The organism is Bradyrhizobium sp. BTAi1 (genome assembly GCF_000015165.1).
In the GTDB taxonomy this organism is placed as follows: domain Bacteria; phylum Pseudomonadota; class Alphaproteobacteria; order Rhizobiales; family Xanthobacteraceae; genus Bradyrhizobium; species Bradyrhizobium denitrificans.
Genome location: NC_009485.1, coordinates 7,566,822 through 7,586,995 on the forward strand (window position 1 = coordinate 7,566,822; position 20,174 = coordinate 7,586,995).

Below are 20,174 nucleotides of genomic sequence, written 5' to 3' on the forward strand. Positions count from 1 at the left end.
ACTCCATTGTTCTATAGGTCTCCGACAACCCTCTGTGATCGCTTGCGTTCCGCATCAAGACCAGCAGTGCCTGCGGCAAATAGCGGAACGATCTCGGCAGCGCAGGACGCGCGCGCCACCAGCACATGATCGGGGGGCACCTCGATCCAGTCCGGCTCCCTGTCATAGGGCTCCGACACCGCGATCACTTGGTCGCCGTCCTCGCGATAGTAGAGCGAATTGGCGCGATCATTCGCGGCGAATCGGAACGCGTAGAGATCGTGGCCATTCGACAAAGCCGACGTGAAGCGCAGGTGCTCGCGAAGCCCGTCCTGGTTGACGAGCTGACAAAGTGACCCGAGCACCTTGCGCGTCGCGCCGATCGGGTCCTGATCGATGCCGGCGCCGACGATCGCGAGGAAGACCGCCTCGGAATCCGTGGTGCCGAGGCGCGACGGATACAGCGCATCGGGAATCATCGCCTCCACCTTGCGGCGCAGCCTGTTCCAGCTGCCGACAAAGCCATTGTGCATGAACAGCCACCGGCCACAGGCGAATGGGTGGCAATTCTGCCGTGTCACCGCCGTGCCTGTCGCGGCGCGCACATGCGCGAAGAAAAGGTGCGAGTGCAGATGCCGGCACAGATAACGCAGGTTCTCGTCCGACCATGCCGGCCGGGTCTCGCGATAGAGACCTGGCTCCGGATGATCGCCGTACCAGCCGAGGCCAAAGCCATCGCCATTGGTGCCTGCGGTCGATTCGAGCGCACGGATGCTCTGCGTAACCAGCGAATGCTCGGGCTCCGTCACATAATGCTCGAAGGCGGTTGTTTCTCCGCGATAGGCGATCCAGCGGCACATCGTGATGCTCCAATGCGGAGGGGGGCGTCGAACCGGCCGTCATGGCGGCATGCGATTGGCTGATCACGCCGGACGAACGTCTTGATCCGGGCTGTGTTCGCAGGTGGAAAGCGGGGATTTGCTCACTGCTGGCGTCTCCTGCTGATTGTGGGGCTGGCGGAAACGCCTTGCGGGACGGCCCGGTTCCACGCCGCGCGGAACGCTGATCGTCAGTATCAGCCGTGCGCTATGCGCCACGTCCCAGTCTGCCGTCGCGGGCCCTAGCCGGGCACCGGGCGCGATAACCAATGTCTCGCCCCACGTTCCACCGCAAACAACGCGCGACATCGTCGCGCTGTCGCTCACGCCTCGCCGCGTTCGCGGACCAGTCTGAGCCAAGCCGCGGCCGCGGGCGACAGATAGGCGCCGCGGCGCCAAGCCATCGACAGGGTCCATTCCGTACCCGGCTCGTCGAGCAGGACGAGACTGATCGGCACCTGCGTGCGCTGGGTCGCAATCATGCGCGGCAGGAAGGCGATGCCGAGTCCAGCGCCGGCAAGCTCGGCGATGAAGTCGATCTGGGTGCTGCGCGCCGCCACCACTGGCTCGAAGCCGTTGCGGCGACAGGCCTCGCGGATGATCCGGTTGAGCGCGAAGCCGGCTTCGAACAGCACGAACGGAGTCTCGCGCAAATCGGCCAACGTCACGGCGTCACGCTGTGCCAGCGGATGATCGACCGAGACCAGGGCCATCAGCGGCTCTCGGCGTACCACCTGGGCCGCGAACTCATCGGCGATCGGCGGCAGCAGGCCTGCGAAGTCGATTTCACCGGCGGCGAGCAACTCGCTGAGGCGGTCGCTGCCGTGCTCGACCAGCCGGATCTCGATATCGGGATAAAGCTGGCGATACAGCGCAAACAGCGGCGCGAACAGTGTGCTGGAGCCGATCGGCGGCAGGCCGAGCCGCAGCACGCCCCGCTTCAATCCCTTGAGTTCCTCAAGCTCCGCCTGCAGGTCGTCTCGTTCGGCAAGCAGCCGGATCGCGCGGCGATAGACGATCTCCCCGGCCGCGGTCATGCGGCTCTTATGGCCGAGCCGGTCCAGCAGGGGCAGACCGAGTTCGTCCTCAAGCTGCTTGACCGCCTTGCTGACGGTCGACTGGGTCGCGAAGACCACCTTGGCGGCCTGCGAGAAACCGCCTTGGCGGACGACCTCGACGAAGGCCCTGAGCGTCCTGAGTTCCATCCTCAGCATTCCAAATTCGACTGAAGATTAGTCAACCAATTCATTTTGTACATGCTGCATTGCGACATATCCTCTTCTGCGACGGCTGACTTCGGACCCCCCATCATGACGCAACGCAGCATTCTTCTTCAGGCGCACCGCCTCCTCCGCCGCAACCAGCTGGCGCAGCTTGGCCTGCTCGGCGTGTTCTGGGCCGCTGGCGAGGCGGTCTCGCGGGCCACTGGCCTGCCGCTGCCCGGTGGTATCATTGGCATGGCCCTGGCGCTCGCGCTGTTCCTCGCAGGCGGGCTCAAGGTGGCCAGCATGAAGCGGGGCGCCAACTGGATGCTGGCCGAGATGCTGCTGTTCTTCGTGCCGGCGGTGCTGGCGCTGCTCGATCATCGCGAGCTGTTCGGGCTGCTCGGCTTGAAGATCTTTGCCGTCATCGTCGTGAGCACCACCGCCGTGATGTGCGTGACCGCTCTCACCGTGGATCTCTGCTATCGTTGGACCGAGCATCATGACGCTGGCAGCGCTGTGGCGTGAACCGCTTGTCCAGGCTGCGGTCTGGTCGCTGGCGACGATCCTGCTGTACCTGCTGGCCAAGCGGGTGCACCGGCGCTGGCCGCGCTGGTGGCTGATGCCGCTCGCTGTCGCGCCGGCGCTGCTGATGATCGCGGCGCTCGCGCTCAACGTCTCCTATCGTGACTACATCCGCGGCACGCATTGGCTGGTTGCGCTGCTGGGCCCAGCGACCGTCGCCTTTGCCGTGCCGATCTATGAGCAGCGGGCGCTGATTCGCCGCCGCTGGCCGCTGCTGCTCGCCGGCATGGTTGCCGGCAGCCTCACCGCCGTCGCGACCAGCTGGGCATTGGCCTATGTGCTCGGCATCGACGGCGAGCTGCGGCTGAGCCTGCTGCCGCGCTCGATGAGCACGCCGTTCGCGATGGAAGTCTCCGGCGAGATCGGCGGCATTCCTGACCTGACCGCAGTGTTCGTCGTGCTCACCGGCATCATCGGCGCCGCTGTCGGCGACATCGTGCTGGCACGGCTGCCGCTTCGCTCGACGCTCGCCAAGGGCGCGCTGTTCGGCGTGGGCGCGCATGGCGCGGGAACAGCGCGCGCACACCAGATCGGACGCGAGGAAGGCGCCATCGCGGGCCTCGTGATGGTGCTGGTCGGGCTCATGAACGTGGCGCTGGCGCCGCTCATCATCCAGTTCATGAAGTGAGCCAGCGAACTCAGCGCCGATCGAGTGAGGCCAGCCAGTTGCTGATCTCGGCTTGGCGCAGCGCATCGTCGGCCACGTCCTGATCGAGCCCGAGCCGCCACAGAACATCCCGCCTACCGCGGTCGCGATGTAGCGTCGCGAGATCTGCCGCGTAACGCTCCAGCTCGGCCAGATCGGCGAAGAAGCCTTCATCGACCAGCGGCTGTCCGATACGGCTGATCACACAGGCAACGTCCTGGAAGCTGAACTCGGGATGATACTGCACGCCCCAGAAGCGACCGCGCCCGTATCTGATCTCTGCGGCCTGCACCTCGCTCATGCCGTTGCGCGCCGTCACGGTCGCATCCGGCGGCAGCCGGGTCACGATATCGCTGTGGATGGCCGGCGCATCGAACACGCTGCCGCGCGCAGCATGCAGGCGATGAGCGCGGCCCGCCTCCGTCAGCGCGATCTTGCGCGCGAAACCGACCTCGCGGCCGGCAGGATTGAGCGACACCTCGCCGCCGGCCGCCACCGTGGCGAGCTGCAGGCCCCAGCATGAGCCGAACATCGGCACGCCCTGGGCGAAGATCTTGCGCACCAGCTCGATCTGCCGCAGCGCTTCCGGCTCGCGCTGATAGATGTTGAGCGCGGAACCGGTGATGACGATGCCCTGATAGGCATCGATCGGCTGCGGCAACTGCGCATCGGCGTCGGCTGGCGTGGCGATGTCGACCACCGCCTCCGGCGCCAGCGCGCGAAGCACATCGGCATAGCTCTCAGATGGCGTATGCCCCGCGATCTCCGCCCAGCGGCGCCGGCCGGCAAGTGAGTTGCCTTCGAGGACGAGCAATCTCAGCACGTTTTCGCTCTCCGAACGTTCATGGATGCGGCCGCCTCAAGGATTCAAGACACCGCGCAGGAATTGCGCCGTCCGCTCGCGCACCTCCGGCCGGTTCAGGATCGTATGCACGTCAGCATCCAGCACCATCACCTCTGCCTTCGGATCATCCTTCAGCGCCGCCGCGCAGGAGCCGGTGACGGCGCGGTCCTTGTTCCAGGGATTGGCACCCGAGAAATAAGGATCGCGCGCCGAGATCGCATTCAGCACCGGCTCCTTCGGCCCGATGCCGAGCCGGGGCGCGGTGACGAAGTAGTTGTCCTCACAGGACCACGAATAGATCAGCCGGGCAGCGACGTCCTTGCCGGCGTAGCGGCCAACCGCCACCGCGCCCTCGCTGCTGCCGGCCAGCAGGGTCCGCTGCCGGTCGACCCAGCTCCAGTCGCGCGACGCCTTCAACGCGTTCTCCAGCTCGGCCAGCCGCAAGGTATGGACACGCTCATAGGTGTCGACATCGACCGGCGAGGTATAGGTCAGCCGGTCCGGGATCGCGAGGCTGTCGGGAGCGACCGAGGCGGCGCCGAGTTCGTCGGCCAGCCAGGTCTGAAACTCCTTGATCGCCGGCGCCACGCCGCTGGAGCCGTGCATCACGACCACCAGTGGCACGATGCCGATCACGTCGGGCGCATCCTCGGCACGGCCTTCCCAGCGCCGCCCGCCCGCGAGCGAAGCCGGCAGGACGAGATTGGCCTTGGTCCAGGTCAGCGCGAGATTCTCCGGCGAGGGCTCCAGCACCGTGCCCTTGATCGTGCCCGGCGCGTCGGCCGCGAAAGACGCGGCAGAGAGCAGCATCGCGACCCCAGCGAGCAGAGAGCGGCAAGAGAACATGATCAGTCCAGACCTCGTGCGTTGAGCGCGCTCCGACGAATTCAGCGCCGGAAGGCCCCTCAATCCCACGGCATGGCAGCCGGCACAAGATGACGCCAACGCGGGCTCCCCATGCAGGCCCGCCTGCCATGTGCAGCAGGTCACAGGGATCCAGCCTCACGCGATGAGTACATCGTTGACAATCATCTGCTCAAATGCGTCGAGAGAAAATCGTGCATCTCTGCGACCGAGCGGCCGGCGGCATCGGCGTCATATTGCAGCCAGTGCCCGAAATTGGACCGGCCCGATGCCAGCCAGGGAAAATCGAAGGCGTGATAGGCGCCGGGATAGACCTCGAGCCTGACAGGAGCGCCCTGGTCCGGTTGCAGCGACAGCCACTGCTCGCAATTCGCCGCGGGTGTCCAGTCATCCTTGTCGCCGATCAGGATGAGCGTCGGCACTACGAGCCAACGCCCCGCGGAGCTGCACCGCGGATAGTAGGCGACCGCAACCTTGAAAGTCAGATCATCGGGCAGCTCGTAGATCTTGACGTCATGCTTGGAAACGAGCCGTAGCGTGACGATGCCGCCTTGGGATGAGCCGACCAGGCCGATGCGCGAGCGGTCGACGAACGGAAGCGACGCGAGATACGTGAGCGCGCCCCAGGCATCGGCATTGCGATCCGGCATCGGGCGGTCGCAGGCCTGCGCAAGTCCGCGCGGCCGGAAGCTGTCGACGGCCAGCACGACATAGCCCCACCCCGTCAACAAACGCGAGAAGTACTGACGGGCGCGATCACCGAGCCCGGCGCAGCCGTGCAGATAGACGATCGCTGCGAACGGGCCGTCCCCCTCCGGCTTGGACAGATAGCCGTCGATCGTCTGGCCGGTCGCCACAACCATCTCGCCGCGCTCGAGCGCGAGACGCCGCTGGATTTGGTCAAGAACATAAGGCGCAGTGTCGAAGGTGACGTGCTGATCGGCCGTCTGGGCCGCCGCGCCTTGGATCAGCGACACGACAGTCAGCAGACACGCGACGATCCATTTCGACCCTTGCATGGCACACAGCCCTCGCGAGTTGCAGCGCCAGCATGATCCAAACGGCCTCCGGAATCCAGCGCGGTGCGCTTCATCTCACACGCGAACTGCGACGGTAATACGCGCGACGGCGCTGCGTCGGCAGGTCCCGAACGATGTCAGCGCAGGCGCTCGGACGTGCCGCCGACGCAAGAGACGAGCCGCAATCGCGAACCAGACGCAGCCGCGGCTCGCCCGCGGCCTCTCGCCTCACCGAATGACTGTCGGCAACGTCCTGGCTCTCTGTCGGCAGCAGCGCCTGCAGCATCGTCCTCAGGCTCCTGAGCACCGCCGCAATGGCCCGTGAGGGATACGCCCAGCGCAACCGCCGCGGCGAGCGCTGCAAGCGGTCCGCGCGCCCGGCTGGACGTCCAGTGCGCACCCGGCGGCCGCGCGGGCTGGCCGCCGATGGGCCGTCATCGGTTGGCAGCATCACTCGAAACGGTTCCTCCGACGGACCGGTCACGATCAGCAATTTGCGCATACGTCTCACCTTGATCTCATGGCAGCCGATGCATCGGCCGCCTTCGATCCGACCATGGCGCACGGGCGGTGACGGCAAGCTGTTGTCCGATGTCAGCGACATGTCAGCTCGCCGTCCCACCCTGTTCCCTGCTACTGACGCGCGGCGCGCGGTGCCTCGCGCTTCAATTGCTCCAGCGCCTCCGGCATCATGCGGCCGAACATCGAGCTTAGCATCGCCGTCGGGATCAGCCCCGAACTGCCGCTCTCCTGTCCCGGCCCGCCCGACATCAGGAATTGCGGCACCAGCGGCTGGTTGATCCGGGTCAGCGCCTCGGCGAACTTGGCGAAGTTCTGCTCGGCCAGCCGGAACTCCGGCCCGCCATAGGCATCGACCGCGAGCTTGGTCGCCTGCGCGCTGGCCGCGCCGACCGCCAGCGCGCGATCGGCCTCGCCCTGGCCTTCCAGTCGCGATTGTTCGCCGACGGCAGCTGCCGTGACCTTGCGTGTCTCGGCATCCTTTTGCGCACGGGCCAGCGCGGCCGCGCCCTCGTTCTCGTTGACGCGGATCTGGATCAGCGACTGGGTCAGCGCGGCCTGGGCTGCCGCGGTCGCCTTCGCTTCGTTCAAGGTGCGCTCCTGGATCGCGGCCTTCTCCTGTTCCTGGAAGGTCTCGACCTGCTCGCGTGCGACCTGGCGCATACGCAGCTGGATCAGGATGTTCTCGATCGTCTGATCGCCTGGTGCCGCGCGCGGCGTGCCGATCAAGACCTCCTGCAGCTCGAGCGAATAGCCTTCGAACTTCACCTTCATCTCGGCCGCCGACTCCTCCTGGATCGCGGCGCGGTTCTGCAGCAATTCGATCAGGGTCATCTTCTGCGCGACGTTCTTGAAGAACGCGCTGACCATCGGATCGAGCGTCTGTTCGACCAGCTTCTTCACGTCGCCGAAGCGTTGAATGATCATCGGCGCCTTCTTGTAGTCGATGTGCATCACGACCGAGAGCGGCAAGGTCGGCTCGAACGCGTCCTTGGTGATCAGCGAGATCTCCGACAGATTTTCATCGAGCTTCATCGCGCCGACCTCGCCGCGCACCCATTTCAGGATGAAGTTGACGGTCGGAACGATCTCGATCTTGCCGGCATAGGTGTTGAACGCATATTTGCCCGGCAGCAGCGGATCCTTCCAGACGCCGCGGCCGCCATTGCCGACCAGCTCGCCATGGCGATACTGCTCGCCCGACACGTCAGCCGTGCGCGGGCCGGTGTAGAAGATCACGACGCCGACATTGCCGACCGGGATGATGGTCTTCGGCACATTCTCCACGGTGGCAAACAGCCGGTTGATGTACCAGGTGCCCTCGACGATGACCTGCAGCTGGCGGCCGCGATGCCCGCCGGCGGCGAGAAATTTCTCCGGCTCCTGGAAGTTGTTGTGAAAGGTGCCGTCGTCATGCAGGTCGGTACCGACCTCCGGCGCGATGATCTCGCCGGGCGGCAGCGACGGACCGTCATGCACGGTGACGATGCCGACGAGGTCATGATCAGCCGCCAGGATGACGGGTGTGAAGCCCCAGCGCTCGGCGATCGTCAGTTGCATCGCGTCGAGCACGACACGCTCCTGCTCGCTCAAGGCATGGCCGTAGACGCGCTCGTCGGTGATGATGGCGAACTGCGTGGTGTTGATCGCATAGGTGCCCTCGCGCAGGATCTTGCGCTGCGGGCCCTTCTGGCCGCCGGCGCGCAGGAAGCGACGCGCGTCCTGGAAATCGCTCTTGTCATCGCTGTCGTTGGCGCCCAGCACCTGCGAGGCGCCGAGCGGCGCGCCGTCACGGGCAAAGACATAGGCGATCTTGCCCTGGCCCACGGTGACGAGGTCGGAGCGATGGATGCGGTACATGAAGGGGAAGAACAGGTGCAGGCCGCCGCGCAACACTTCCGGCTCGAAGCCAGCCTCGCCGTTCAGCGCAATGAACCCGTCAGCCACGGAGCCGCGCGGCGTCCATAGTTTCTCGACAATCCCGACTTGGTTGTTCGGAATGTAGCGGATGACGTTGGAAAGCTTCAGCAACGCAAGCAGCGCAATGATCGCCCCGGCCGCGAGGGCCGGCTGGATCAGAGTGGTGATGTCCATGAGGGATCTCCAAGTCGCGCGCGGCCGGGGCGGCTCCTGCCGCCGCGCTGTCACCTCGCGCGATCATGCCGTTCGATGTCGGCGGGCGAGGAGCTAGGCATCCCCTGGACATTTCAAAGACCATCGTCGCCGAATTATTTCGCCTGCTCGGTTTGAACCTGCACCACGATCGGGCGACTCAAGCGCCTGCGCCGAGCCGCATCGTCACCAGCGCCAGCACCTCCGGCTCGTCGAAGGCCGCCGCCGTGAGCGCAGCGCCGGCGGCGATCAGATCGTCATGGCCGAGATTGCTGCGCATGCCGACCGTGACGAGGCCCGCGGCATTCGCCGCGGTGATGCCGGCCCGGGAATCCTCGAAGGCGAGCGAGCGATCGGGTGCGGCCCCGACCGCGCGCATCCCCTCGAGATAGGGCAGCGGGTGCGGCTTGCCGTGCGGCAGCTCGTCGCCGATGATGACGGCGCGAAACCGAGCCGCAATCCCGAGCCCGTGCAGGATCATTTCGGCATTGGCGCGCGGCGCGTTGGTGACGGCGACCACGGGGATCGCCGCCGCCTCGGCATGATCGAGCAGCGTCATCAGGCCCGGCAATGGCTGCACCTCGCCGGCGGCGAGGCTGCGAAACACCGCCTCCTTCTGCGCCATGATTTCGGCACGCCGCTCCGGCGGCTCGTCCGGCAGAAACTCGGCGCCGATCGACGCATTCGAGCGCCCCAGCAGCTCCCGCGCGGCCCGCGCCCGGTCGAAGATGTGGCCATATCGCCCAAAGACGGCATTGAAGGCCTGGATGTGCAGCGCATCGGTGTCGGCCAGCGTGCCGTCGATATCGAACAACAGCGCTCGCTGTCGCATGGAGAAGCTCCTCGAATCCGAAAATTTGACCGCATCTGATCCGGAAGTTGACGCGATCTGATCCAACTATCGACCATAGCGACTGTCGTTATCTCCCAAACGGCGTGAAACCGCGACGGGGGAAATTGATGATCAACCATTTCAGCGCGACGTCTCATTCAAAGTCCTTCGTGAGGCTCGGCGGCGTCGCAGCCGTGGTCTCGACAATTGCCCTTCTCACAAGCGGTCCGGCGCAAGCTGCGTCGGCCAGCAGCGAGACCGTCAACGAGCAGTACTGCAGCGATCTCTGCAAGGCCTATATGTCCTGGTCCAACCGCATGCTGGCCATCACCAACCCCTCTTATGCGCGGCCGCAAGTGCGGGTCGCCGTGCCGCAGCACGTTCCCCGCAAGAAGACGGCGAGCGCCGACAAGGTGGAGCGGCAGGAGCGAATGCCGCAGCATCCGCCGAAGACGCACCGGCCGGCCAACCTGAACTCGTTCGCCCAGCTGCCCGCTGGCAGCCACGCCGCCCAGTCGGCGATGGAGCCGCCGAAGACCGAGGTCGCCGCCGACGATCCCGGCGGCGCGCCGACCGGCCCGCTGTTTGCGGCCGACTCGACCCCGACCATGCCCTCCGCCTTGGCCGACATGCGCCGCGCGACCGAAGTGGTCGACATGCGGCTGGTGTCGATGACCGAGCCGGGCAGGGCCCAGGACTCGATCACGGTGGGCGAATCCAGCGGCGGCACCCGCTCGAAAATGCCCTCGATCTGGATCATGCTCGCCGCCGTGGCGCTGCTGGCCTTTTTCGGCCATGGCTGGATGAAACGGCGGGCGACCGCCCAGGAAGGGCTCAACTGAGCCCGCGTTCCGCGCCGGCCTGGACGCCCCGCGACATCTTCCAGGAACCATTCCGGACAATTTGATCCTCGGCCGCCCCCGCTCGGGTCGGCACGCGGTTGAACTCGCCGGCCCTCCGCCTTATGGCTGGGCGATGAACATCCCCCTCACCGCTCCGCCTTTGGGTTCCTGGCCGCGCCACCGCGCCGACCTCAAGCCTGCGCCGTTCCTGCCGATGAGCCGCCAGGAGATGGACGCGCTCGGCTGGGACGCCTGCGACATCGTGCTGGTGACGGGCGATGCCTATGTCGACCATCCCTCGTTCGGCATGGCGATCATCGGCCGGCTGCTCGAGGCGCAGGGCTTTCGCGTCGGCATCATCTCGCAGCCCGACTGGCATTCCGCCGAGCCGTTCAAGGCGCTCGGCCGGCCGCGCGTGTTCTTCGGCGTCACCGGCGGCAACATGGACTCGATGGTCAACCGCTACACCGCCGATCGCCGCATCCGCAGCGACGACGCCTACACGCCGAATGGCGAAGGCGGCAAGCGGCCCGACCGCTGCACGCTGGTCTACGCCCAGCGCTGCCGCGAGGCGTTCAAGGACGTGCCGGTCGTGCTCGGCGGCATCGAGGCCTCGCTGCGCCGGATTGCGCATTATGACTACTGGTCCGACAAGGTGCGCCGCTCGGTGCTGGCCGACGCCAAGGCCGACATTCTGATCTACGGCAATGCCGAGCGCGCCGTGATCGAGGTCGCGCACCGCATCGCAGGTGGGGAATCGCCGAAGGACATCCAGTCGGTCCGCGGCACCGCCTTGTTCCGGAAAGTGCCGGAGGGGTTCGTCGAGCTGCATGCCGACGATCTCGATTCCGCCGACGAAGGCGCGGCCCGCGAGAAGGGCGACGTCGTCATCCGCCTGCCGTCCTGCGAGCAGGTCGAGCAGGACAAGGAAGCCTATGCGCGGGCCTCGCGCGTGCTGCACCGGGAGAGCAATCCCGGCAATGCGCGCCCGCTGGTGCAGCGCCATGGCGACCGCGACCTCTGGCTCAATCCGCCGCCGATCCCGCTGACCATGGCGGAGATGGACAGCGTCTACGATCTGCCCTACGCCCGCGCGCCGCATCCGTCCTATGGCGATGCCAAGATCCCGGCCTGGGACATGATCAAGTTCTCGGTCACGATCATGCGCGGCTGCTTCGGCGGCTGCACCTTCTGCTCGATCACCGAGCACGAGGGCCGCATCATCCAGAGCCGCTCGGAAGAATCGATCCTGCAGGAGATCGAGCGCATCCGCGACAAGACGCCGGGCTTCACCGGCGTGATCTCCGACATCGGTGGCCCGACCGCCAACATGTACCGGATGGCCTGCAAGGACCCGAAGGTCGAGGCTGCCTGCCGCCGGCCCTCTTGCGTGTTCCCCGAGATCTGCCCGAACCTCAACACCTCGCATGACGATCTCATCCGGCTGTATCGCAAGGTGCGCGAGGTCAAGGGCGTCAAGCGCGTGATGGTCGCCTCGGGCGTGCGCTATGACCTGGCGGTCGAGAGCCCCGCCTACATCAAGGAGCTCGTCACGCATCACGTCGGCGGCTATCTGAAGATCGCCCCTGAACATACCGAGCGCGGCCCGCTCGACAAGATGATGAAGCCGGGCATCGGCACCTATGACCGCTTCAAAGAGATGTTCGACGCCGCGGCGCGCGAGGCCGGCAAGAAGTACTATCTGATCCCGTATTTCATCGCCGCCCATCCCGGCACGTCAGACGAGGACATGATGAACCTCGCGCTGTGGCTCAAGCGCAACCGCTACCGCGCCGATCAGGTCCAGACCTTCCTGCCCTCGCCGATGGCCACCGCGACCGCGATGTACCACACCGGCTTCAATCCCTTGCGCGGCGTCCGCCGCGGGGCGAGCGACAAGGTCGAGGCGATCAAGGGCCTGAAGCAGCGCCGGCTGCACAAGGCGTTCCTGCGCTATCACGACCCGGACAACTGGCCGGTGCTGCGCGACGCGCTCCGCGCCATGGGCCGCAGCGACCTGATCGGCTCGCGCCCTGATCAATTGGTGCCGGCACATCAGCCGCCCGGAACGGGCAAGGCCGCCACAACGCGGCGGCCGGTGCGCCCGGAGCAGCGGCCGCAGCGGTTCACGACCAAGGGCGTGAAGATCAGGAAGTAGTCGGCGCGGTCGCCCACTGAGCGGAGCACTGCGCCGGGTCCAAGCGTGTGAGTTGGGAGATCCCGCCACACATTCATCTGTCATCACCCGCGAAGTGTTCAGCCCGGGGACATGGCTGACAGGTGTTCGGAGACATGGTTGACACCTCAAAATCGGCTCGATTCGTCAAGCAAAGGGGCGAGCGATGCCGTGGCGAGAGGTGTCTGTCATGGACCAGCGACGAGAGTTTGTGATGCTTGCCAAGCAGGAGGGCGTGAACCGGCGGAAGCTGTGCCGTCAGTTCGGCATCAGCGCCGAGACCGGCTACAAGTGGATCCAGCGGTATGACGCCGGCGATACGACGCTGGCGGACCGGTCGCGGCGGCCGCATCGGAGTCCGGAGCGCACGGCGGCTGCGACTGAGCAGCAGATCGTCGCGTTGCGCGACGCCCACCCGGCCTGGGGCGCGCGCAAGCTCGCACGTCGTCTCGCGCGCGACGGGCAAACTGTCCCGGCGATATCCACCGTGCACACCATCCTGCGCCGCTACGATCGCGTGAGCGAGCCTGCAGGCACGCCGGGGCAGCCGTACAGGCGTTTCGAGAAGGATGCGCCCAATCAGCTGTGGCAGATGGACTTCAAGGGGCACAGTGCGCTGGAGAACGGCGTGTCCTGTCACCCGCTGACTGCGCTGGACGACCACTCGCGCTTCTCCGCGTGCCTGGCGGCGTGTGACAACGAGCGCGGCTCTACGGTCAAAGGACATCTGGAGACGACGTTCCGCCGCTATGGACTGCCGGATGCGATGTTCGTCGATAATGGTGGTCCCTGGGGCTTTACTCTCGAAGACCCCTGGACCGCGCTGACGGTCTGGCTTCTGAAGCTCGGCATTCGAACGATCCACAGCCGGCCGTATCATCCTCAGGGCCGCGGCAAGAACGAACGCTTCCACCGCAGCCTGAAGGCCGAAGTCTTTGCCTTCAAGCGCTACAGGGACCTTGACGACGTCCAGCGGGCGCTCGACGAATGGCGGGCCGTCTACAATCTCGACCGGCCCCACGAGGCTCTCGACTTCGATGTGCCGGCGAGCCGCTACCGGCCCAGCCCGCGAACGATGCCGGATCGCCTTCCGACGGTGGAATACGACGAGGGTGAGATCGTCCGTTCGGTGTCGAGCACCAAGGCCTATGTCAGTTTCGAGGGACGGCTCTGGAAAGTCCCGCAAGCCTTTCGCAGCGAGCGGCTCGCTATTCGCCCGCTCAGCCAGGACGGAAAATTCGGAATTTTCTTTGCCGCGCATCAGATCGCAGCGATCGATTTGCGCGACCCCAAAAGTGTCAACTATGTCCCCGAACAGGTGTAAGCTATGTCCCCGGGCTGAACAGAAGGCGGGTGATCCAGTATCCCGCGGCGCCTCGGCTCCATCTCCACTGTCTCTGGAATACTGGATCGCCCGGTCAAGCCGGGCGATGACAGCGAGCTTGTCGTACAATGCAGCCTCAATCTCCGTTGTCATCCCGGACGAGCGCGCAAAGCGCGCGAAGATCCGGGATCCATAACCAGAGGGAGACGTATTGGACCGCCTCTCTGAGCCACGTGCGCGCCTCACACATTCGAGGGTGGCTATAGGTCACGGGTCAAGTCCGGGACGACACCAAGTTTGTAGGACTGTCGCTCCAACTCACACGCCCAACGAGCACCACCGCGCGCGGCGCATCCACGCCGCTCCGCAAAATTAAGGTGACGCTGCATGCAACTAGACGCCAGTGCGTCGTGCACCTCCTCTATCGCGATTCGATCGCGGATCAGGACGCCCCATCGCCCCGGCTCAGTCCTGACGCCGCCAGCCGCGCCTTCAGGCGCGCAGCGGCGAAGGCGAGGAAGGCCCGCAGCTTGAGCGGCAGCAGGCCCTGGCCGGCATGGACCAGGCTGACCGGGGCGGGCGGCGGCTCGAAGGATTCCGAAGCCAGTTGCAGCCGGCCGACGCTGATCGCGTCGGCGACCTCATAGGATAGCACGCGGGCTCCACGTTGCGCTCAACAGCTGGACCAACTACATCAACAACGTTGCCCAGACCGAGATCGACTTTCCTGCCGTGGCGGCGCGCGCCGCAGCCTGACGAGATTCCAGCAGCGCCTCCGCGACAGGCGGAGGCGCTGATATCGCACGCCCAATGAGCGAGGCCGCAGCGCGGCAAGGCCGTCCAATCGAGAGCGATCCGTTGGAGCGCATCGACCCCAACGCTTCACAATCAAGGGCGTGAAGATCAAGAAGTAGTCCCTGCGCCCGCGAAGTCTCATCATATGGACACGCGCCCGCCTTGCTGTCCGCTATCGCGAACAATTTAGGCAAGCGAAGATAGCCATGCGCTTCGTGGGGCGTGCCTGTTCTGGCAGGCGACGATTTCTCTGATTCTGGCAAAGAAAATGTGCGGGTCTTCTCGGGGTTCTAAGCCCACATCTACAGCGTTCGTTGACCTGGCACCGGTCATCAGAACTACTTTCTCATAGCGACGAAAGATGTCGTCCCGCGTCGTCTCGCCCAGAGACACGAGGCTGGACGATACAGAGAAAGGACCTAGCGCGCCCCAGCTCAGCGACCGCCGCATTCGCGTCGCGTGCGCCAGGCGTGTCCTCCGCCTCGGGCCTCTCTCAGACAAAGCGCAGCAGCCGCTGAACCGCCCTCCCCTGTCGCCCCCCGTGATTGCACGCTTCGGACCATAGCCCTATACTCCCCGCGATTTCTATCAAATGACGATTTACGATCCGGTCATTAATGCGCGCGTCGATCCAAACGGGGCCAATTCATGAACGATACGATCGATATTCAACAGACCTTCTGGAATAGTTGGAATGCGTCGACCCGGGAGAAGGACGTCGGAGAGGTCTCGATCGATCAACGCGACGTCATCATATCATGGCTGGAAGGCCTGGGACGGACCGACCTCAAAATCATCGAGGTTGGATGTGGCGCCGGATGGTTGTGCGAGCACCTGACCCGGTTTGGTCAGGTGACAGCCACCGACCTTTCTCACGAGGTCATCGCCCGGACCGCCAAGCGGCTCCTTGAGGTTCGCTTCATCCCAGGGGACTTCATGACACTCGATGTCGGCGGCGACTACGATGTCGCGATCAGCCTTGAGGTGCTCGCGCATGTTGCTGACCAGCAGGCCTTTCTGGCCAAGATCGCCGATCTGCTGAAGCCGGGAGGTCGTCTGATGCTCGGCACCCAAAATGCGCCGGCTTTGCGGATGAACGACATTCCGCCACCGGCGCAGGGACAGCTTCGACGCTGGACCGACAGACATGAGCTGGCGCAATTGCTCGGCAACCGCTTCGACGTCAGCGAGATGTTCTCGATCACGCCGCACTTCAATCGCGGACTGCTGCGCTACGTCAACGCGCCGCGCGTCCGACGATTGGCCGAAGCGCTCGGATTAGGTTGGCTGCATCGTTCTATTCGTCATACTCAAGAACGGATGTGGCTCGGCTGGACCATCATGTCGCTCGCCACCGTGCGGACAGCGCGGTGACAGCGCGCCCCCCCGCCGACCAGCACCGCGGCGGCAACCGGTCCACAATCGCGGCGGAGCGACAAATGCGGAGGATTCACGCGACCGGCGCAATCAATCGTTCGGAGATCGTGATTACCATCGCACCAGGCGTCTGGTCGGGGATGGTGAAAAGAACATGAACGGGCTCTGGTCGATCCTCAAGACGGCGCTGGGCGCCGCCACTTGGCGGCGTGCGGCGACGCCGGGCGCTGTCAGGATCCGCACTGCCATCATCTGGATCTTCGTCGCGATGGCTGCGGAGGCGGCTCGGCAATATGTTGCAGCCGATGGCGCGGCCAGTTTTACGCTGTATGGCGTCAATACGGTGATCGCCCAGGCCGCCATTCTGGTGGCCGCGGGATTGCTGGTGTTCTCGGCCGATCGGACCACGGGCGTCGCGCAATTGTTCGCGCTTGTCGTCCTCGCGGAATGCGCGGTGATGCTGATCAGCAGTCAGCCGGTGCTGGCTGCGGCCGCCGCTCTGAGCGTGGCCGGCATCGCCTATGTCTCGCGCAGCCGCACAGCGCTGTTCTGGAAGCTGTTTGCGCTGATCGGCCTCGTGCAGCTCGCCGCGCTCGCCATCGATCGCCTGCCGATGGCCGAGCGCTTCGATATGAGATTCGATGGTTGGATCAGCACGGCGGCCACAGCTACGCTCGTGCTCGTCCTGCTGATCTGGTGGACCGGCGCGATCGCCGCAGCGCTGCGTAGCGACCCCGCCTACCGCCGACCTGTCTGGCGTGCCTTGGGCCTGACGGCCCTGGTGTCGACCGCGCTGGCCGTTTTGCCTGCCTATCCGACCTTCATCGGTCTCGATACGTCACGCAGCTCCTACAATCTTTACGAATGGACCTTCGCCAAACTCGTCGGGCTCAACAACAACACGGCCCGTCTGGTCGACGCCGATACGGTCGAGCTCGCGCAAGGGCCGCTGCTGGAGGCCGCCACCGCAAAGCTGCTGCCCGAGCGCAAGGGCAAGCCCGGCATCTATGCCATCGGGATGGCCGGCTGGTCCGACCAGGATGTCTTCATCAAGGAGCTCGACGGCGGCCTTGCGGCGCTGGACAAAGCGATCGGGCTCGACCGTGGCACGATCCGGCTCGTCAACCACCCCGATACGGTCGACGCCCAACCGATCGCGAACCGGACGAATTTTGCGTCAGCCGTCCATGCGGTCGCCAAGGTGATGGACAAGGACGAGGATATTCTGCTGCTCTTCATCACCTCGCATGGCGGGCCGACGGGCGTCGGACTGCGGCTGTCCGGCGCGTTCCACGGTCAGCTTTCGCCCGATCACATCGCCACTGTTCTCGATCGCGAAGGCATCAAGAACCGGCTGATCATCATCTCGGCCTGCTATTCCGGCGTGTTCGTGAAGCGCCTCGCTTCACCCGACAGCGTGGTGCTGACCGCCGCCGACGAAAACAATCCCTCCTTCGGCTGCTCGAATGAGCGTGACTGGACGTATTTCGGCGACGCCCTGTTCAACCAGAATCTCGGCGCCGGCGTGTCGCTCGAAGACGCGTTCGACAAGGCCAGGGACCGAATCACGGAGTGGGAAAAGCGCGACGCCTTGTCGCCATCGAATCCCCAAGGCTTCTTCGGCGCTGAGCTGGCGGCGAAGCTCCGTGCGCGGCTGAAGCCGGACAGCGCACGGCATGCGCTCGCGGTCGAGCCCTGAACGGCTGTGATCGACGCCCCGCTGAACGGCCGTGGCGAAGCTTGCGACGCATCGGCCGCGAATACAGGCGAGCACCGGTCACCGCTGCATCGCGGGCGCTTGTTCGAGACGAAGCAACGGTCGATGCAATTATCGGGTCGACAGATATCGTCGATATGTCCATTCTTTCAGAAGTGCCGGTAGCGACGGCGATCGTTGCCTCCACGAGCAAGGGAGCCGTCATGCCGACCATCATCATCACCGGAGCCAGCGACGGTATCGGAGCCGCCGCTGCGCGGCAGTTGAAGGCGAACGGTCACAATGTCGTGCTGGTCGGGCGCAGCAAGGCCAAGACCGAGGCGCTGGCGCGCGAGCTGAATGCGCCCTTTCACCTCGCCGACTATACGCAGCTCGCCGATGTCCAGCGGCTCGCCGGTGAGTTGCTCGATCACGGCCGCATCGACGTGCTCGCCAACAATGCCGGCGGCATCATGGGCCAGCGCGCACTCACCTCCGACGGCTTCGAGATGACATTCCAGGTCAACCACCTCGCGCCGTTTTTGCTGACCCGGTTGCTGCTGGAGCGGCTGATCGCCAGCCGGGCCAAGGTCATCCAGACGGCAAGCGCCGCGGCCAATATTTTCGGCCGCAACTTCGATGTCGACGATCTCAATAATGAGCGCGGCTACACGCCACAGGGCGCCTATGGCTACGGCAAGCTTGAGAACATCCTGTTCACCCGCGAGCTCGATCGCCGTCATCGCGCCGACGGGATCGCAGCAGTCTCATTCCATCCCGGCATCGTACGCTCCAACTTCGCCAATGATACGACGCATTTGATGAGGCTGTTCTATCACTCGCCGCTGAAATATCTGATCACGATCAGCCCAGAGCGCAGCGCGCAGCGGCTCACGTGGCTGGCCGAGAGCGCGCCTGGAACGGATTGGCAGCTTGGCGAATGCTATTCCGGCCGCAAGCCGATGCCGGTCGCCTTCAAGGATGACGGCACGGCCGCACGCCGGTTGTGGGAACACAGCGAAACGTTCGTCAAGCCCTGGCTCGGATGAGCGCCGCCGTCCTCGACCGCTCCGCGCCCTCAGGTCGCGCTGATGGCATGCAGATGCATGGCGAGCGTCATGCCATCATGATGCAGCGCGGCGGAATGTGAGGCGTAGGATGCCGTGTGGTCATGCGACGAGCTGGCATCGGCCGCATTGGCCGCGACCGCATCGGCCCGCGCATTCGCAAGCACCTGCGCCGCACCGGTGGGATCTCCAAGCTTGGTCAGGCTCGCCGCCGTCTCGGCGGCCACGGCCGAGGCGATGGTCGCGGCCTGCTGCGCGGTCTGCACCGGGGCTGCGGCGCCGGTGGCTTGCGGCAGCTGAGCGAGCAGCGCCTGCGTGTTCGGGGTCGAGATATTGAAGCCGAGTGCCTCCAGCACCACGAGGTCGATCGGCGACAGGAATTGCGACGTCGTGGGGTTGTAGAACTCATTGAGCGGATCGTTGGCGCCCTGAATGCCGGTGTTGAGGAAATCGGCCGGATCGGAGGTCTGGCCGAAATCCGCAATCTTGGTGACGCCGCCGTCGATCGAGAAATAGGCTGGCGGCGCCGAACTCAGGCTGTTGTTGATCAGATTGTGGCCGGGCCGGGTGAAGTCGAACAGATCGAACACATCCGCCTGGCCCGGCGTGGGCACGCGCCCCAGCGCATGCGACAGCTCATGCAGCGCGACGCCGACCAGCGACTGCGTCGGAATATCGGTGTTGAAGGTCGCGAAGCCGTCCTGCGTGGTTGTGTCGTTCGGCGCGATCAGGCCGAGCACCTTCGCCTCGGCGTTGGAGACAGCGACCATCGCATGGCCCTGGATCGTCGCCCCGGCCTTCAGATGATCGAACACTGTGTCGCCAGCCGCCGCATGATCGACGAGGTCGGCCTTGAGCTGCGTATAGTTGACCAGCAGGCCATTGCTGATATTGGCGCCGGCGCCGCCGCCGGTGCCCGCATAGTCGATCGCGAGATTGACCGTGGCCTTGTCGGTGATCGCCGACGACAGGATAGCCGCCGCCTGCTCGACGCCAGCGCGGAAGCTCTCGGGCGCTGCGGCCGCGGCAGCATCGAAGGTGAGATTGAAGGTGAGGCCGCCAGTATGCACCGACACCGTCTCCGAGCCGTCGGCGTGAAACACGGGCTTGGACACCGCTCCGGCCGGCAGCGCGGCGGCGGCTGATGCCACAGCGCCGGCGCTCGCGGCGGCCGCGGTCGGCTCGAGGCCGTTGATCGCATCGGAGCTCAGTCCGAGCTGGTCATAGGTCAGCATGTTCATTCAACGGACTCCCCAAGCTTCGCCTCGGATTCGCAGCTGCGAGGCATTCGCAATAGGCAGACCGTGGTCGGTGACTGAGTGAAAAGTCTGACGCAGCCGGACCGTCTTCGGGGCAGACTGCGTCACGGTTGGGTCCGCCAGGGGCGGCCCCGCCATGCTGCTGCCGCTCTGGTCAC

General features: G+C 65.4%; 17 protein-coding genes. 8 read left to right on the forward strand and 9 right to left on the reverse strand.

Translation table 11 applies throughout. The annotated features are described in order from the left end of the window. Positions 1 to 11 precede the first annotated feature (11 nt). Together BBTA_RS33780 and BBTA_RS33785 are read right to left on the reverse strand one after the other, a co-directional pair. The gene (locus tag BBTA_RS33780) at positions 12 to 839 is read right to left on the reverse strand and encodes a class II glutamine amidotransferase (protein WP_012047013.1); all 828 of its coding nucleotides are present in this window, start codon (positions 837 to 839) and stop codon (positions 12 to 14) included. Positions 840 to 1,180: 341 nt separating this feature from the next. After that, the gene (locus BBTA_RS33785; RefSeq protein ID WP_012047014.1) at positions 1,181 to 2,062 is read right to left on the reverse strand and encodes a LysR family transcriptional regulator; all 882 of its coding nucleotides are present in this window, start codon (positions 2,060 to 2,062) and stop codon (positions 1,181 to 1,183) included. A 105-nt stretch (positions 2,063 to 2,167) separates the two neighbouring features. Between BBTA_RS33785 and BBTA_RS33790 the strand changes: the two genes are divergently transcribed. Together BBTA_RS33790 and BBTA_RS33795 are read left to right on the forward strand one after the other, a co-directional pair. Then, on the forward strand, positions 2,168 to 2,587 hold the full coding sequence (locus tag BBTA_RS33790) for a CidA/LrgA family protein (protein ID WP_012047015.1): 420 nt from the start codon (positions 2,168 to 2,170) through the stop codon (positions 2,585 to 2,587). Continuing rightward, on the forward strand, positions 2,562 to 3,272 hold the full coding sequence (locus BBTA_RS33795; protein WP_012047016.1) for an LrgB family protein: 711 nt from the start codon (positions 2,562 to 2,564) through the stop codon (positions 3,270 to 3,272). The genes BBTA_RS33790 and BBTA_RS33795 overlap by 26 nt, the downstream gene beginning before the upstream one ends. Before the next feature lie 10 nt (positions 3,273 to 3,282). Here the strand turns inward: BBTA_RS33795 and BBTA_RS33800 are convergent, their stop codons facing one another. From BBTA_RS33800 to BBTA_RS33825, 5 genes are all read right to left on the reverse strand, one after another. Then, positions 3,283 to 4,113, reverse strand: coding sequence for a type 1 glutamine amidotransferase (locus tag BBTA_RS33800; protein ID WP_012047017.1), 831 nt, complete (start codon positions 4,111 to 4,113; stop codon positions 3,283 to 3,285). A gap of 36 nt (positions 4,114 to 4,149) precedes the next feature. Continuing rightward, on the reverse strand, positions 4,150 to 4,944 hold the full coding sequence (locus BBTA_RS33805; RefSeq protein ID WP_012047018.1) for a hypothetical protein: 795 nt from the start codon (positions 4,942 to 4,944) through the stop codon (positions 4,150 to 4,152). 218 nt (positions 4,945 to 5,162) lie between these two features. Then, positions 5,163 to 6,017, reverse strand: coding sequence for a dienelactone hydrolase family protein (locus BBTA_RS33810; RefSeq protein ID WP_012047019.1), 855 nt, complete (start codon positions 6,015 to 6,017; stop codon positions 5,163 to 5,165). Between the two features lie 633 nt (positions 6,018 to 6,650). Next, complete coding sequence (locus BBTA_RS33820) at positions 6,651 to 8,630, reverse strand: SPFH domain-containing protein (RefSeq protein ID WP_012047021.1); 1,980 nt, start codon at positions 8,628 to 8,630, stop codon at positions 6,651 to 6,653. A 178-nt stretch (positions 8,631 to 8,808) separates the two neighbouring features. Next, positions 8,809 to 9,480, reverse strand: a complete 672-nt coding sequence (locus BBTA_RS33825; RefSeq protein ID WP_012047022.1) for an HAD family phosphatase — start codon at positions 9,478 to 9,480, stop codon at positions 8,809 to 8,811. Between the two features lie 128 nt (positions 9,481 to 9,608). On the opposite strand from BBTA_RS33825, the gene BBTA_RS33830 reads away from it, so the two are divergent. From BBTA_RS33830 to BBTA_RS33840, 3 genes are all read left to right on the forward strand, one after another. After that, positions 9,609 to 10,322, forward strand: a complete 714-nt coding sequence (locus BBTA_RS33830; protein ID WP_012047023.1) for a hypothetical protein — start codon at positions 9,609 to 9,611, stop codon at positions 10,320 to 10,322. Between the two features lie 133 nt (positions 10,323 to 10,455). Next, positions 10,456 to 12,480: a YgiQ family radical SAM protein gene (locus tag BBTA_RS33835; protein WP_012047024.1), complete on the forward strand. Its 2,025-nt coding sequence runs from the start codon at positions 10,456 to 10,458 to the stop codon at positions 12,478 to 12,480. 184 nt (positions 12,481 to 12,664) lie between these two features. Continuing rightward, positions 12,665 to 13,822, forward strand: a complete 1,158-nt coding sequence (locus BBTA_RS33840; protein WP_083780733.1) for an IS481-like element ISBrsp4 family transposase — start codon at positions 12,665 to 12,667, stop codon at positions 13,820 to 13,822. A 442-nt stretch (positions 13,823 to 14,264) separates the two neighbouring features. Here the strand turns inward: BBTA_RS33840 and BBTA_RS33845 are convergent, their stop codons facing one another. Continuing rightward, positions 14,265 to 14,477, reverse strand: coding sequence for a hypothetical protein (locus tag BBTA_RS33845; protein WP_041751066.1), 213 nt, complete (start codon positions 14,475 to 14,477; stop codon positions 14,265 to 14,267). Between the two features lie 788 nt (positions 14,478 to 15,265). Here BBTA_RS33845 and BBTA_RS33850 point away from each other — a divergent pair. The 3 genes from BBTA_RS33850 to BBTA_RS33860 all read left to right on the forward strand — a co-directional run bounded on the left by BBTA_RS33850 (position 15,266) and on the right by BBTA_RS33860 (position 18,739). After that, entirely contained in the window at positions 15,266 to 15,991 is a 726-nt protein-coding gene (locus BBTA_RS33850; RefSeq protein ID WP_012047026.1) for a bifunctional 2-polyprenyl-6-hydroxyphenol methylase/3-demethylubiquinol 3-O-methyltransferase UbiG, read from the forward strand. A gap of 157 nt (positions 15,992 to 16,148) precedes the next feature. Next, positions 16,149 to 17,693 carry a C13 family peptidase gene (locus BBTA_RS38355; protein WP_012047027.1) on the forward strand — a complete coding sequence of 515 codons (1,545 nt, stop codon included), beginning with the start codon at positions 16,149 to 16,151 and terminating at the stop codon, positions 17,691 to 17,693. A 221-nt stretch (positions 17,694 to 17,914) separates the two neighbouring features. Then, positions 17,915 to 18,739 carry an SDR family NAD(P)-dependent oxidoreductase gene (locus BBTA_RS33860; protein WP_012047028.1) on the forward strand — a complete coding sequence of 275 codons (825 nt, stop codon included), beginning with the start codon at positions 17,915 to 17,917 and terminating at the stop codon, positions 18,737 to 18,739. Positions 18,740 to 18,768: 29 nt separating this feature from the next. Here BBTA_RS33860 and BBTA_RS33865 read toward each other — a convergent pair whose 3' ends face one another. Next, entirely contained in the window at positions 18,769 to 19,998 is a 1,230-nt protein-coding gene (locus tag BBTA_RS33865) for an NF038122 family metalloprotease (RefSeq protein WP_012047029.1), read from the reverse strand. Positions 19,999 to 20,174 lie beyond the last annotated feature (176 nt).